Origin of the sequence: Niastella vici, assembly GCF_002077945.1 — a bacterium.
In the GTDB taxonomy this organism is placed as follows: Bacteria; Bacteroidota; Bacteroidia; order Chitinophagales; family Chitinophagaceae; genus Niastella; species Niastella vici.
This window is the reverse complement of record NZ_LVYD01000056.1, coordinates 61831-78544: the sequence shown is the minus strand read 5'-3', so window position 1 is coordinate 78544 and position 16714 is coordinate 61831. Positions and strand designations below refer to the sequence as shown.

The window sequence follows — 16714 nt, the reverse complement described above, 5'->3', positions numbered from 1 at the left end:
TGGCCGATGCTCTGTTGTTGATACCTGAGCGAAAATAAATTTTATAGCTTAGCTATAGTAGATCAAATGTTCTCTCTTTTCCTGGTATTCTACATCTGATATTTTTCCCGCATCTTTCAGGTCTATCAGTTTTATCATCTCTTCCAGCTTATTGATCGTAGCCACGGGTGGCTGGTTGGGGACGGGTGTATTTGCTGGCTTCGCATTACCCGGACTTTTAATCAACAGTGCCAATAAGATCAACGTTAAAGGCGCCAGTAACGACAGCCATATGCCATTGCCTGAAGATACTGTTCCAAATGCCGCCACTACAATGCCAATGATCGCTACAGATAAAACGAGCCGGCGTTGCTTATTCATTATTAATAAATTCATAAGTACATAGTTTTTTACCGTTTAGAAATAGCAGTCAGCTTTGGAATGGCAATAGCTTTTCCCCCATCAGCTGTATGGAGCTAATCATTGGAAATGGAAAACTATAAGTATAAAATAGTACAGTTCTTTCTATCGTAGTTATTTAATGGAAGCGTTGGGGTTTTTCCCAGGAAATGACCTATTATCACTAAGTTACAAAAAAGAGTTGATAAGTAAAAAACTTGTCATCGCCTGGCCGGCGATGGCGGGGGAATACATCAAGAAGTTAACCTGGATCATTTATCCATTAAAAGCAGCACCTAAGAGTAAATATTGAGGTCGCTGTCGTTTTTATTGCCCCTGTTGTTTAGGTAAAATGATAAAATAAGGCCAATCAGTACAACGCCGGTAATAATAGGGAAAGCTATTGAATGCATAATGCCGAGTTTATGTAAGGTTAGACGGTTAACGGTGCGCAATATTGTTAACGGCTTGCAAGTTTTTGGTTAATACCCCCGGCCCCCTAATGGGGGTGAACTACCCCACCTTAAAAAACATAACAAAATTCAACAGGCTGACATAGCTTAAGTCTACATATTTTTTTAGAATTTCAGATTGCTGAATTGAGTAGTGACTTCTCAAAACGCGCCAGCACTCCCCCTTTAGGGGGCCGGGGGGTGTAAAATAAAAAACGGAGCGGGTGGCATGCTCCCGCTCCGTGATGACGGACTATGACTAATGGACTGTGGACTATTCTTTCATGCCAGAATCTTCCGCGTGTAAAGGAATAGTTCCCTTATTAACGCTTGATCAATTTTTTCGTGATTGTTTCTTTACCCGTATTTATTTTAACGAAATAAAGGCCTGGTCGCAGGTTCGCGATGTTGATGGCCTGTCCGCTTAAAATACGCGGAGCAGTATAAACAAGGGAGCCGTTTACGTCAACGATCTTCACATCAAAATAATCGCCCATGTTGCCATATTGAATAACCATTTCACTGATGACGGGGTTAGGCAATATGCGCATGGTTGATGCGTATTCAATATATGGAATTACGCCGCCATTTTCTGATGCAGCCATAGCTTGTGCAGCAGTTTGACGAACCACAACGGAACTGGTCCAGTCGTTTAAGTTAACGGTTGAACCGCCCGACAGGCCAACGCTCACCAGGCATTCGTAATTGCTTCTGAACAAATAAGCAGGACCTACAAAATTATTATCGCGGTACAGGATCACTTCATAGCCGCTGTTCACTTTTAATGAAGAAATATCATTGTCCAAAGCGCCCAGTGCTATTAACTGGTTGAGCGTGTAGGTGCCAACCGGCAGGTTGATCGTATAGCCGCCATAGCTGCAATGTTTGAACACAGTAGCCCCGGCCGGGTTGCTGACTGCCACCGTGATCTGTGCTGTGGCCTGTCCGCCACGATCGTCTGTTGCCACTGCTTTAATGGTATAAGTGCCGCCGCTTGCATTGGCCCAGGTATATGAATACGGGCTGCTGGCATCTTCACCCAGTTTGGTAGAACCATTATAAAATTCCACTTTGCTGATGGCGCCATCGGCATCTGCGGCGGTTGCATTGATCGTAATGCTGGCCGGTGGGGTAAATGTGCTGCCATTGGCTGGTGAAGTAATGCTTACTGTAGGTAAGGTGTTGGCCACCTTACGAACGCGTAACGAAGAAGCAGAATCATTCCAGCCGCTGCTCACAAGGCAGGAAACATCTGCGGTATAACCGGCAGCGCTGCCACCGAAATTGTCGTTCTTGTACAACACTACTTCATAGCCTGAAGTTATTTTAATGGAAGAGATGTCTTTGTTGGATATTCCTTTTGCGGTAAGCTGCGCTGTTGTGTAGTTGCCTTCGTTCAGTCCGATTGCATAAGTGCCTGTGTAGTTACAATCTTTATAGAAGATGGCAATACCGGTTGGGGTAGAACCGCCGGCGATGGTGCCGGTAATGGTATAAGTACCCAGCGAAGCATAGTTGGAATAACCGGTGGTAGCAGGATTGCCTGAACCCGTACCTGTAACCGAAACATAATACGTGCCCGCAGCCAGCGTACTGCTGATGCTGGCGTTCAGGGCCGTGGGATTGGAGCTTGTAATGGCAGTTCCGTTATTATCATATAAAGTAGCCAGAATATCCAGATCAGGATGCGTGGCATTGGGGTTGAAGGTAAGACTGAGGTTACCGCCGGTAGTGGTGAATGCAAACATATCCACATCACCGGTGCGCTCAATAATACCTGCATTGTTTACATTGCCCGAGCCATCAACAGTAAGCGATCCGGCGGCAGATATCGTGTTGCCATAATCGTCGGCCCGGTAACCTACGCCGTTGGCAGTGCTGGAGATTATAGCCAGGTCGTCCTGGGTTTGACTGGGATTGGCATATTCTCCTTTGCTCCATTGTACCAGGGTTACATAATACCCTACACCCATGATGGGGGCCCAGTTGCCCTGGCCTGCATAATATTCTTCAACAGGCGATGTTCTGCCATCATGTGAAAGACCGAATGTATGGCCCACTTCGTGCGAACCGGCTTCACCGGCTGCTTTGGCGCCACTGTTGAAAACCCAGCAGGGGGTATCATCATTCCACCTGAAGGAATTTAAATACGCTACCCCGCCGGCTCCCGGGGCAGCTGTATTGGTAGGTGTAAAAATGCAACGCATTCTTTTCGTTTTTGGGTACGTATTAAAAACGGCCTCACTGGTTGTGATATTCACATGAAATGGGCGGTAATCTTCGCTGATCAATTTCCATACGGTTTCCTTTTCTGCATCTGTTAAATTAGCCGGGGCTGCAGTGATCGGATTACCGTTGTTCCAGCCAGTGCCTGAAACATATTGCCCATCGAAATCGAGCAGTACACAGCCATTGCCACCCGGATAGCTTTGCAGGTCGGTGACAGCTGCTGGTGCATTAGCTACAGGAGCGTCGGTCGTGCTGGCCTCCGTGGTAGTAGTCGTGTTTGCTTTTTGATAATCTATACAAACCACTTTGTTGATATCTGTTTCTTCAATAAAAACAGCGCCATCATTATCGGAAAAATACTTATAAGCTTTTTTACTATCACGTAACAGGATGTGCCCGTTCACCGATTTGCCTTCGATCATCAGGTAGAAAGAAGAATTAGGTATGTTTTCAATGCTACCTGCCAGTTGTTCTGAGGTGGCGCTTATTGACCGGCGGAAATTGATGCTTGCCGGCATGGAAACAGTTGATGAAATTTTTAACTGCAAACGGCTGAGTCCATTGGGCCTTTGTGTGGCCGTTAGTTGTTTGCGAAAGCTGCTTAAGACATTGGTGCTACTGCCAATGGGATAACGTTTGTCCTGACCATAGGTGGCGGAGCCTATTATACACAGGCCTATCATCAGGTACAGATTTAGTTTATGCATGGTGCGTGATTAAGTTTTGGTATGGATGTAAAAGAAAACCCTGTCAGGTCAAAAAGCATTCCATGTTGCATACATATTATAAATATGTGTGCGCACGGCTTAAGACCTGACAGGGTTATTAACTACTTAACTTAAAGGAGCGCTTATACTACTTAATGAACTGACGAACGATGCGCTTACCATTCTTTGTAAACTCCAGTGTATATACACCAGGCGCCAAAGATGATACGTTGATCTGGTTCGCAGCCGGGCGGGCTGTTACCACCTGTTTGCCCATGATATCATAAATTCTGATAATGCCGCCAGACAAAGATTCGCCACCGTTCGAAATGTTCAATTGTTGATGAACAGGGTTGGGGTAAATGGTGAATGCTTTATCGGTTTGTACAGAATTATCGATCAGGCTGTTTACCATGCCGGCAGTGGTTGCCACTTTTGCGGTGCTGAGTGGTGTAATACGGATCCAGTTCAGGTTCCAGCCACCAGCCTGAGCATATACACCAAAGTTGTAAGTGCCTGCAGTAATGGTAACGTTGTGTGAAATGGTTGTCCAGTTTTGCCAGCCACCGGTTGAAGGAACAGCCAGTTGGCCCAGTTGAATGGAACCCGCATTCAGGTCACAGGAAACAGTGCCGCCACCGCTCAGGCTCGCAACGCGGTATTCCACTTTATAGGTGCCGCTAACAGGGAAGTTAATGTTGTAATAAGCCATCCAGTCGGTGGCATCAATATAACCAACGTTCAACCCGCCACCATCATCGGTACAGGTTTCAGTTTGTATACCAGCCATATTGTTATAATTCTCGGCCTGTATCAAAATGCTCGTTGCTGAGGTATTGGTGCTGATCGCGATAGATGTTACTTTGTCATTCCAGCCATCATCAACCAGGCAATCATCGTCACCGGTTTTAACCAGCGTGGTGCCGGTGAAGTTGTCGTCCCAGTACAACGTTACTTTATAACCGCTTTGTACTTTTAAAGAAGAGATATCGTCGTCACTAATGCCGCTGGCTATCATTTGCGTCCGGGTGTAGGTGCCAACAGGTAATGAAACGGCATAGCCACCGTAGCTGCAATCTTTGTAGAAGGTAGCCACGCCTGTTGTGTTGCCGCCGCCATGGGTCAACACTACATCATGAATGGCCGATACCAATGAGTTGGAACCGGTTGCATCGCCACTCAGTTCCCAGATCATGATACCACTGCCCTGATCGAAGGCCAGGTTGGTTTTATTCTTGATGGTGGTGATCCCATTATAACCAACGCCATTATAGGTGTCGGCATAGGGATCGGCGCCACGGGCAACCAATGCTGCAAATGTTTCCCAGCTGGGCCGGCCATAAAATGGAACACCCAGAACGCATTTTGATTGTGGTAAACCCTGACCCCGCCAGTAGCTCATTGACTGCTGCGCGTATGCATACGTTGAGTGATCGTAGTTGTTATAGTCATATGCCATCAGGTTCAGGAAGTCAACTACATTGAAAACGGCAGGCAGAATGCTGTTGCCGCCTGTGCCCACTACAGCGGCAGTCAGCAATTTACCGCGGTTGTGCATTTCGGTAGCCAGTTGTGTCATCAATGTAACATAGTTATTGGCTGAGGTGCCGGCATCGGGATATTCCCAGTCTATGTCAACACCATCCAAACCATATTGATTCACAAAATTGATCATATTGGTCACAAAAGTGCTGCGGTAGCTGCTATTGCCGGCCAGTGTTTCAAAACCACTGTCATCGCCATTGTTCCAGCCGCCTACAGAGATCATCACCTTTACTCCATTGGAGTGGGCAAGGGAAACCAGGCTTTGCAGTTTGGATGGGTTCTCAATGCTCTGTATTCCTCCCGTTGCGGTAGGCAACAGAAATGCATAATTAATATGGGTGAGCTTGCTGTACTGTACAGCATTTACATCACCCGTCCAGGAGGGCATGTAGCCGATGACCCTGAATTGCGCGGCTACGCGTTGCACGGAGGCAAACAGCAATAATAACAGGAAAATGCTGACCGGTAGATTTTTCTTCATGATCTTAGATTTTTAATTTTTAAGGTTCGGAACTTATTTCACAAATTCTTTAGTGATCCTTGTTTTGTCTTTGGAGAATAAAAGTGTGTATACACCCGGCGCCAGTGCCGATACATCAATGTGGTTGCTGGCAGGCCGTGCAGATATAACCTGTTTGCCGCTAATATCATAAATGCGGATAAGCCCACCTGCCAGTGATTCTCCACTGCTGATGTTCAGGAGTTGTTTAACCGGATTGGGGTAAATGGTAAATGCTTTTCCTGCCTGTACAGAGTTATCGATGAGGCTGTTCACCATGCCGGTGGTTGCAGCCGATTTGGCGGTGCTAAGCGGTGTAATGCGGATCCAGTTAAGGTTCCAGCCGCCTGCTACGGCATAAATGCCCGGATTATAAGTGCCTGCAGTTACATTTACGGTGTGTGAGATGGTGGTCCAGTTTTGCCAGCCACCGGTAGAAGGTACATCCAGTTGACCCAGTACAATAGAACCGGCGTTGAGGTCAGTTGATAAACGGCCGCCGCCACTCAGGCTGGCCACGCGGTATTCAATAAGGTAAGAACCGGAAGTGGGGAAGTTTACAGCAGGGTAGGCCATCCAGTCACCTGCATCAATATAACCAACGTTCAGTCCGCCGCCATCATCGGTAGTGGCTTCGGTTTGCACGCCCGACATATTGCTGTAGCTCTCGGCCTGTATCAGCGTGCTGGAAGCGGTGTTGGAACCGATCACTATAGAAGATACTTTATCATTCCAGCCGTCATCAACCAAACAGGCGTCGTCGGCTGTTTTAACCAGCGTGCTGCCACTATAGTTGTCGTCCCAATACAACGTTGCTTTGTAACCGCTTTGCACTTTTATTGAAGAAACCCAGTCATTTGCCACGCCCAGGGCCTGTAATTGCGACAGGGTATAACTGCCCGGATTCAATGCTACTGCAGTTCCACCGTAATTACAATCCTGGTATACAACTACAGGACCGGTTACAGAGCCGCCGCCGTCCTGGTATACACGCACATAGTCAACATACATCTTGGCAGGGAAACCGCCATTGTCAATGTTAAAGCCGGGCCAGTTGCCACCTACGGCCATGTTCAACAGAATGAAAAAATTATTCTGGAATTCGCTGGTGCCGTTGATGCCGCCACCAATATAAATTTCATGGTATTTAACCCCATCTACAAACCAGCGGATGTAGTTGGTATCCCACTCAATACTGTAAACGTGATAATCGGTTACGGTAACGCCGGTATTGCCACCATAGGAAGCATGCTGGCCATTGGGGTCCGACCAGTGTGCTGTGCCGTAATTTATGTTTTCGGAATTGATATGTTCCATGATGTCCAATTCACCGCAGGAAGGCCAGCCAACTGAGGAGATGTTATCGCCCAGCATCCAGAATGCCGGCCAGATGCCTGAGAATGCCGGCATTTTTATCCGGGCTTCTATTTTGCCGAATTTCCAGGATTTTTTACCCTGGGTTTTCATGCGGGCCGATGTATAATTATAACCGCCATACGATTCGTTTTTGGCGGTAATTACCAGTTGTCCGTTTTCAACGGTGGCATTCTCGGCGCGGTAATATTCCAGTTCATTGTTGCCCCAGCCGCCGCTGCCATTACCCGTTTCAAAAACCCAGTCGGAGCTGATGCCATTGGTAAATTCATCCTGCCACACCAGCTGCCAGTTCTGCGCCTCGGCATTTTTTTGCAGTGTGGTCAGCGCACCCAATAATAAACAGGTGGGTAAAAACTTTTTCATAGAAAAACAGTTTGGTTTTAATGGTGAATAGTTAAAAGCATAGCAATAGCCACGCATCATGCTTTATGCATAATGCATAACACGTACCCATGCCCTAAGCCTGCAACTGGCTATAGACATTTGGTAACTCCCGGCTAAAGCCGGGAACCGGGCGGTACAGGCATGCACGGTATGCGTAATACGAAACGTGCAACCGTAACCCGGTATAGGGTGACAATAGAAAATGAAAGGGGAAAAATGGATATTCCAGGGATGCGGGCATATTTCCCGCTTAGTGCTAAGGGACGCTGCTACAACTTACATTACTACTTACAGTCAAGTGATTTTTACAAAGAAGGTAAAAGACAAAAATCACTCCAATTAACTCATAACCGCTAAATCGTTTTGGAATTTCAAAGCTATAAATGATTCTCAGGATGAAAAAGAGTAAAATTACTCGATAATTTCAGTGAGCGGCATTCATAGCTGATACAATTAATTAGCACTCCTATATAACAATGCATTAATGTAATATCTTAAGAATACGGGTTCGCAGAAATGTTTTGTTGAAGTATATATATTCTGTTCTGATTATCAGCCTGCGTATAACGGCGACCAATAATGTGGAAAAAAATAAAACTGCTTTCGTAATAAAAGTATTTTAAACAGTTTTTACTTTGCATCTGCTTCTTCAACTACATTACGCTTTTACTAAATACCTTCTTCAATTGTTGCAGCTGTTATGATCTGTATAGCCATCGGGTGTTTACAGGCTGCTTACAATTTCTCAACCAAAGTCGATTTATTACAACGGAATGAAATGGGCCGGTAACAGGCTTGCCTTTTTTCGGCGTCTGTATGCCTGTCTTATGATCCATTCCCGTTATCCTTTGCTATCCTGTTGGGTTCCCTGCTGTACTATGTGTGCCTGTACGCGCATGCATATGGTATTGCTTTGGCCCAACAGGATCTTATAAATTTTTTGTTCCATTTATTATGTATGTATTGTTAATTAAAAAATGCTTTACAGTATGAAAGTGTTGTCTACCCTGTACAAAAGGCGCCCCTGGCGTTTTTTGCAGTATGTTCATTTGGCTATTTTGTTCTGTTTGTTTTCCACGGCCCGGGCGCAGGTGAGCCCCAGTGTGCCGGCCACTACTGCCCAGCACACCAAACAGGTGATCGGGTATATTACCCAATGGGACGCCTGGAAGGAAGTGGCGAACCTGGTTCCCAAGGGCGGGTTTAATCAATTGAACGTTGATTACTCGCAGTATACCATCCTGAACTTTTCTTTTTTCGGTGTTGCGAAAGACGGTTCATTGCACAGTGGTGATTTTCGTAACAAAAACATTTACCAGGCAGGCCAGGTGCAGGAACCGGCGGCGCTGCTAAATGAAGACATCTACAGCAGCTGGGACCTGTACCTGTTGCAAGGTGAACTGGAAACCCTGTATTATATCTCTGACGGCAGTTATGCGTACAACCAGGGTTACCGTAACTCAGGCAGCGGCTGGTCGAATGTAAATACCGGCAAAACCGGTTCGTTCCCGCTGGCTATTCATAAACAGGGTGGGGCGCCCGGCCTCATTGAGCTGGCTCATTCAAAAGGCGTGAAAGTAATGGCATCTGTTGGTGGCTGGAGCATGTGTAAGCATTATCCTGAAATGGCTGCTGATGCTGCCAAGCGCGCCAAATTTGTGGCCAATTGTAAAGACCTGATCGCAATGGGTTTTGATGGTATTGATTTCGACTGGGAATATCCCAACGATCCCGGTATGAACATCGAGCATTACAGCGCGGCTGATTATAACAACTTTGCGACTATAGTGGAAGAAGTACGTGCAGCCATCGGCAGCAGCAAGCTGATCACCGCTGCTTTTTCTGCAGTACCTTCCAAATTAACCGGTTTTCCCTGGAGCCGCCTGAACAGTGCTATGAATTTTTATAACATGATGACCTATGACTATAATGGCGGCTGGAGCAACAAGGCAGGTCACAATGCACCTTTGTACGATTATCCCGGTATGGAGTATACCGGTTTTTCTTTGAACGGAACCGTACAGGGGCTGCGTACCATTGGTGTTAACCTGAGCAAAGTGAACCTGGGCGCTCCCTTCTACGGAAGAGGGGTGGTTTGTAGCGGCACTGCTGCAGTGAATGCAGCTACGGTAAAACGCGCCGAAACGGTTCAACCCGATGGCCCCATTCAAACCTGCGCCGACTTTACCAACTGGCAAAAAGACCTGTGGGATGGAACCCCGGCCTACAGCGAAATTCAGCTGGCAACCGGCAGTGGTTCGGGCTGGACAGAATACTGGGATGATGTAGCGAAAGTGCCTTATAAAGTTAAAGGCAATTATTTCTTAAGCTACGATAACGAACAGTCAATTGGTGCCAAGGCACAATATATAAAAGACAATGGCCTGGCTGGTGTAATTGTGTGGCAGGTATTTGGCGACATGACCGATATGACCAGCAGCACCACGGCTTATGGAAAGCTGATCTTCTGTCCCAATACCAAATCAAAACTGGTGAACAAGATCAACCAGGTGTTTGCCAGCGGCAGCACCGGTAATCAATCACCAACTGTTTCTATCACTGCGCCTGCAAGTGGCAGCACCTATACAGCACCAGCAAGCGTTACGCTTACTGCCAGTGCAGCAGATGCTGATGGCTCCATTTCAAAAGTGGAATTCTTTAACGGCAGCACCAGCATTGGTTCTGCAACTTCTTCTCCCTATACTGTTACCTGGAGCAATGTAGCGGCCGGCAGCTATTCAATAACTGCAAAGGCAACCGATAACAGTGGCGCTACCACTACCTCTTCAGCCGTTGCTGTAACGGTGAACAGCAATACCGGTGGTGGCAATACCTCAAAAGTGATCGTAGGTTACTGGCATAACTGGGTTTCCACCACGCCGCCTTACATCCGCCTGCGCGATGTGAATTCGAAATACAATGTTATACAGGTGGCCTTTGGCGTAAGTGGTTCAGATTATTCTACCATCAGCTTTGCGCCGGAAGGTACAACCGATGCTGATTTCAAATCAGACATTGCCACCCTGCAATCACAAGGCCGCAAAGTGTTGTTGTCATTGGGCGGGCAAAACGGTACTGTTGTATTGGCGACTGCTGCTAACAAGGCGGCCTTTATAAGTTCTATGGAATCCATTATCGATAATTACAATTTCGATGGATTTGACCTTGACCTCGAAGGCGGTCTTTCCCTGCAATTGGATAACGGCGATAATAACTTTATGAGCCCCACAACGGCCAAAGTGGTGAACCTGATCGCTGCCGTAAAAGAGATCATTAACTACCGGAAGGCGAAAGGAAAAGACTGCTGGCTTACCATGGCGCCAGAAACTTATTATGTGCAAACAGCATATGGCGCACAATATTCACCGCTGGTGGGTGCGTACCTGCCGCTGATCTATGGGTTACGCGACCAACTTACTTTCATTCATCCCCAGTTATACAACACCGGTTCGGTAACCGGCATGGATAACAAAGTATACTCACAGGCTACGCCTGATTTCATTGTTTCTATGACAGAAATGTTGCTGTACGGTTTCCCCGTATCAGGAACAAATCAAACTTTCCCTGCATTGCGTGAAGACCAGGTAGCGTTTGGCTTGCCTGCAGTACCAGCTGCTGCACCAAGCGGTGGTTACCTGGCCCCTGCCAGTGTAAAGCAAGCGTTGAATTACCTGACCAAAGGAACTTCATTTGGTGGTGGTTATACATTGCGGAAAGCAGGCGGTTATCCAAATTTAAGAGGTATCATGACCTGGTCAATCAATTGGGATAAGACCAATGGTGATGAGTTCGCCAATAATTATTATGATTATTTCTTCGGTAGCACACCCGGCAACAATGCGCCCACGGTGAGCATTACTGCACCGGCTAACAATGCTACCTATACATCGCCTGCGACTGTTTCAATAACAGCTTCAGCCAGCGATGCCGATGGTTCTGTAACTAAAGTGGAATTCTTTAACGGCAGCACCAGCATCGGTTCTGCAACAGCTTCTCCCTATACTGTTACCTGGAGTAACGTAACAAACGGTACATATACCCTTACTGCCAAAGCAACCGATAATGGCGGCGCTGTTACAACATCAGCAGCTGTTACCATTGTGGTTGGAACCGGCGGTGGTACCGGTTGCAGTGGTATTGCAGCTTACAGCGCAACTGCTGTATATGTAGGCGGCAACCAGGTGGTATATAACAACAAGATCTATGAAGCAAAATGGTGGACGCAAAACCAACAGCCCGACCTGAACACCGGCGATGGAATGCCCTGGAAATATGTGAGTGATTGCAGCGGCGGTGGCGGTACCAATACAGCCCCTGTTGTAACCCTTACAGCTCCTGCATCAGGCGCCAGCTACACGGCACCGGCCAGCATTGCTATTACGGCAACTGCCAGTGATGCAGATGGTTCTGTAAGCAAAGTAGGTTTCTACAATGGCAGCACACTGTTGAGTGAAGTATTTGCAGCGCCTTACAGCTATACCTGGAGCAATGTAGCAGCCGGTACGTATACCATTACGGCTAAAGCAACTGATAATGCAGGTGCCGTTACCACTTCATCTGCTGCAACTGTAACAGTAAGCGGTAGCACCAATACAGGGAATTGCGCCGGTGTGGCTGCATACCAGCCTTATCCAAAAATTTACAACAAAGGTGATAAGGTAACTTACAATGGTTATTTGTATGTAAGCCTGTCTGATGCGTTGTACAACGTGACACCTGGCACTGCTGACTATTGGTGGCAGCCATTAGGCGCCTGCAGTGCTACTACAAGGACCAGTGCAGCAACCAGCCTTGCCACTACAGTAGGTGGAGCAGCTGTTGTTCCCAACCCCACAGAGGGTACCACCGCACAGGTGTTGAAGTATGCAGAAGCCGGCGATCAGTTGATTGTAGAAGTACAAAGCGTGCGTGGTTATTCCGTGAGCAGCCGTTCATTTACTGCTTCTTCTACCGGTGTAAGTGCCATCACTATTCAAACAGGTAACCTGTCGAAAGGGATCTGGATCGTTCGCATTACCAACAGGAAAACAGGCAATGTGAGCACAACCCGCCTGGTGAAACTGTAGAATGGAACTATAAACGACGATGAGGAAGCGAGGCGTTAGGAGTTAGTGTATTCCTGGTTGCTTCGGCGTACAGGTTATTGGAAAAACCAAACAAGGAACAGGAATTGCGGGTACCCCCACCCAATATTCCATGTTCCTTGTTTTTTTATTTTAGTTTTCTTTCAATTCACTCACCAGCCAGGTGATCAAAGCGCCGAACAGGGCAATCAATGCTATTGACCAGCGCAGGTTAAATTGTTCTGCAATAAACCCAACAGTAGGGGGTACTATCAGGAAACCAAAATAACCAATGGTTGAAACGCCTGCAATGGCGGGTCCGCCACTCATGTGTTTTATTCTTCCCGCCATACTGAACACCATGGGCACAACACACGATACGCCAAAGCCCGTCATCATAAAACCCAGTGCAGTGGTCACTGTATAAGGAAGGGCAGCAGCGAGCAACAGTCCTGCCATAATGAACAATCCACTGTATTTCAACATGGCTTTCACCCCGATCCTGTTGGCTAATTTATCACCGGTAAAACGGCCGAACATCATAGCCACCATGTATACCGCATAACCGGCGGTTGCCATTTCTTTGGAAGCATGAACCGCTTTTTTTAAATAGATGGCGCTCCAGTCGTACATGGTGCCTTCGCAGGCCATGGAAGCAAAACAAATGAAGCCGAGTTTCAACAGGGCTTTATCGGGTATGCGGATGGTTGTTTTCTGTAAACGCTCGTGGGGTTGCGGCCGTTGATTTACCGTATCCCTGAAAAAGAAAGTACAAAGACTGGTTAATATAATAGCAACCGTGAGAAAATGCCAGGAAGGATGAACGCTGAACGAAACCACCAGCGACCCTACGGCTGCTGCAGCAAAACCGGCCACGCTCCAGATGCCGTGAAAGGTGGCAATGATGGAACGGTCGTATAATTTTTGCACACCTATTGATTGCGCATTCGCCGAAATGTTAAAGAGGTTGCGCGATGAACCAAAAAAGAACAACACCAGCACCAGTTGCCAGGTTTGCTGGGCAAAACCTACCAGGCACAACATGATGTTGAACAGCACCGCACCGGTAAACATAATATGCCGGCTGCTGAACCGCCGTAATAAATAACCGGTAACCGGCAGCGTGCACATTAAGCCGGCCGGAAGGGCGAACAATACCGCACCCAGCTTTCCTTCACTTAAATGCAGGTTCTGCTGAATGGTGGGAATCCGGGAGGCCCAGGATGAAAAACCAAAACCCGAAACAAAAAAGAATACCGCCGTTGCTATACGGGATTTGCGGGGATTGTCAGTAAGTAATGCACCAGACATAATAACGAAATACCAGAGTTAATTTTTCAATGTAATAATAGTTACTGTTACCGGTTACCAGCTACCAGGTACCGGTTTTTCCCGGGAACCGGCAACCGGAAACCGGTACCTGGCTCAGGCTGTAGCAGCTACTACCATTTTCCTGTCAAACATTACTTGTTTACGGTAGCCGGTAGGGCTTATGCCTTTGTATTTTTTAAAGATGCGGTTTAAATGGCTTTCATCAGTAAAATGTAATTCAAAGGCAATCTCGTTAATGCGCATATCGCTGTGCAGCAATCTTGTTTCTACCAGCTTTAATTTGTAGTTGGTAATATAATTCTGTAAGGTTTCGCCGGTATGTTTTTTAAAATATTCGCTGAGGTAATTGACTGAGATCTGAAAAGCGCTGGCAATTTGCTCCCCTTTTAATAGTTCCGGTTTGTAAATATTGGCCTGTACATAATGAATGATCTTTAATGTGGTTTCATCATTGTTTGAATCGTACCTCATTTTGTTTGGCAATTTGATATACAGGTTGCGCGCCACTATCGAGATCACGGTATTCACCATTTGGTGTATGATCTCCTGGTGATAAGGATCTTTATTGATGTGCTCTTTTATCAATCCATCAATCAACGCCTTTACCAGCACGCGGTCGTTCATACCTTTTAAGATACAACCGGGTGAATGCGTGGTATTATGAAAAATGAACTCCAGCTTTTTTATCCATTCGCTTTGCTGGCTGTTCGCCTGTTCGTTCTGTGATTTGAAGTAAATATCGTTGAAGCGGATCAGGAAAAATTTAGTGGTTGTCCTGACCGTTAATTTATGTAAATCCTGGGGGGTAAGCAAAAACAAATGACCGTTCCTGTATTCGAATTTGTTCTTGTTGATGCAGTGGGTGCCGCTACCATCAATAATATATACCAGTTCAAAAAAATTATGTTTGTGGGCTGGTTTAAGACATTCGTCTGTTTCTTTGTATACTATTTCAAATGGTTGGTGAAGGTTCTCCGCGTTCATACCTGTAAAAGTACAGAATAAACCCAAAATTGTACAACAGAAAATCGCTACCGTATTCGCACCTTTACATCCTCGTTTTAAAAGTATACGTCCTGGTAACTACCTGATCTATTGACAATCTGCTCAATGAACTACGGACAAACATAATGTCTCTTCAACGATGCTGCCATTAAAAATAGATTAAAAAAGGTGAAGCACATCCTCTTCAACAGGGAAGGGTTGTTTTACCGTTAACGCTCAATTAACAACCAACCATGGTTTTACGCGAAAGAAGTTACGGGGTAAAAGTTATCATTACAGCTATGACCCAAAGAACTATGCATGCATTCCCGGGTGTCGCCATTTTGCTAATGCTTTTGCTGGCAGGAGAACAAACAGTAACAGCCCAGTCATCGCAACCATTATTATTGTCTGATGCCATTAATACCGGGTTAAAAAATTATCAAAGCATCCAGGCTAAACGCAATTACCTGCAGGCTTCCACAGCCCTGGTGCAAAATACCCGTAATGAGTACCTGCCGAATGTGATTGCTTCGGTGCAACAGGATTATGGTACCATCAATGGGCAGTACGGTCCGCTCGCCGCTGTGGGCGTACCGGGTGTTTCTTCAAGTGGCCCTATAACCCCTTCGCAAAATTGGAATGCCGCCTTTGGCTCGCTGTATTTTTTAAATACGAACTGGGAGTTTTTTACATTCGGCCGGTTGAAGTCAAAGATCAGTTTGGCCAATGCCCAGGTGCAAAAAGATTCGGCCGATCTGGTGCAGGAACAGTTTATTCATAGCGTAAAGATCTCGGGCGCTTACCTGAACCTGCTGGCCACCCAAAAGCTGGTTGACAATGCTCAGAAGAATCTGGAAAGGGCCCTGTATGTGCAGCAGGCAGTAATTGCGCGTACCCGTTCGGGTTTAAATGCCGGGGTTGATTCTTCCATTGCCAACGCCGAAGTGTCGCGGGCAAGGCTGGCCCTGATAGAAGCGCGGAATGGCGAGCTGCAGGTAGGCAACCAACTGGCGCAATTCCTGAACATGTCACCGGCAGCTTTCAATTTAGACACTACTTTTTTTATTACCATACCTGCTGTGGCGAAAACCAACAGCTCCATTACGCAAAACCCGCAGGTGAAGTTTTTCCAGTCGCGCATTAATCAAAGCGATGTGGCTACGGCGTACCTTAAAAGAAGCATATTGCCCGGCGTGAACCTTTTTGGTATTATTCAAACCCGGGGCTCCGGTTTTAATTATGATTATTCGCCGGCTACCAATCCCAAATATTCACATGATGTTATGGATGGCATAAAGCCAACCCGTACCAACTATGTGGCCGGGTTGTCCATTGCCTGGAATATCACCAGCATTGCAAAGATCAAACAACAGGTGAAAGCGCAGCAATTTGTTACCAATGCCTATAAAAATGAATACGACCAGGTGGCCACGCAATTGCAGGACCAATTGATACTGGCCGATCAGCGGTTCGAGAATAGTTTGCAAAGTGTGCACGAGGTGCCGCAACAATACAAGGCTGCTGCCGATGCATTTTTGCAAAAGAGCGTGTTGTACAGGAACGGGCTTACCAATTTGGTCGACCTGCAACAGGCCCAGTTTGCCCTGAACCGCGCCGAGACCGATCTGTATGTGGCTTATCTAAATGTGTGGCAGGCCTTGTTGTTAAAAGCGGCCGCTTCGGGTGATTTTGAGCTGTTTGTAAAGCAAGTTAAGTAGTGAATGGTCAATGTGAGCTTCGGGATCAGGGCCAATAGACAAA

The 16714-nt window shown here is 46.6% G+C and carries 8 protein-coding genes; 2 read left to right on the top strand and 6 right to left on the bottom strand.

Going from position 1 to position 16714, the window contains the following annotated elements:
* Positions 1 to 48: 48 nt before the first annotated feature.
* From A3860_RS23365 to A3860_RS23350, 4 genes are all read right to left on the bottom strand, one after another.
* Entirely contained in the window at positions 49 to 375 is a 327-nt protein-coding gene (locus A3860_RS23365; protein WP_081150517.1) for an SHOCT domain-containing protein, read from the bottom strand.
* Positions 376 to 1153: 778 nt separating this feature from the next.
* Positions 1154 to 3766, bottom strand: coding sequence for an Ig-like domain-containing protein (locus tag A3860_RS23360; protein ID WP_081150515.1), 2613 nt, complete (start codon positions 3764 to 3766; stop codon positions 1154 to 1156).
* Positions 3767 to 3914: 148 nt separating this feature from the next.
* Complete coding sequence (locus tag A3860_RS41920; protein WP_081150513.1) at positions 3915 to 5792, bottom strand: glycosyl hydrolase family 18 protein; 1878 nt, start codon at positions 5790 to 5792, stop codon at positions 3915 to 3917.
* Between the two features lie 33 nt (positions 5793 to 5825).
* Positions 5826 to 7550, bottom strand: a complete 1725-nt coding sequence (locus A3860_RS23350; RefSeq protein WP_081150511.1) for a carbohydrate-binding protein — start codon at positions 7548 to 7550, stop codon at positions 5826 to 5828.
* Positions 7551 to 8560: 1010 nt separating this feature from the next.
* Here A3860_RS23350 and A3860_RS41685 point away from each other — a divergent pair.
* Positions 8561 to 12637, top strand: a complete 4077-nt coding sequence (locus tag A3860_RS41685; RefSeq protein ID WP_216823494.1) for a glycosyl hydrolase family 18 protein — start codon at positions 8561 to 8563, stop codon at positions 12635 to 12637.
* A 150-nt stretch (positions 12638 to 12787) separates the two neighbouring features.
* On the opposite strand, the gene A3860_RS23340 is transcribed toward A3860_RS41685, so the two are convergent.
* Positions 12788 to 13945: an MFS transporter gene (locus A3860_RS23340; RefSeq protein WP_081150507.1), complete on the bottom strand. Its 1158-nt coding sequence runs from the start codon at positions 13943 to 13945 to the stop codon at positions 12788 to 12790.
* A gap of 114 nt (positions 13946 to 14059) precedes the next feature.
* Complete coding sequence (locus tag A3860_RS23335) at positions 14060 to 14950, bottom strand: AraC family transcriptional regulator (RefSeq protein WP_081150505.1); 891 nt, start codon at positions 14948 to 14950, stop codon at positions 14060 to 14062.
* 302 nt (positions 14951 to 15252) lie between these two features.
* On the opposite strand from A3860_RS23335, the gene A3860_RS23330 reads away from it, so the two are divergent.
* Positions 15253 to 16671, top strand: a complete 1419-nt coding sequence (locus A3860_RS23330) for a TolC family protein (protein ID WP_216823493.1) — start codon at positions 15253 to 15255, stop codon at positions 16669 to 16671.
* The last annotated feature ends 43 nt before the right edge of the window (positions 16672 to 16714 follow it).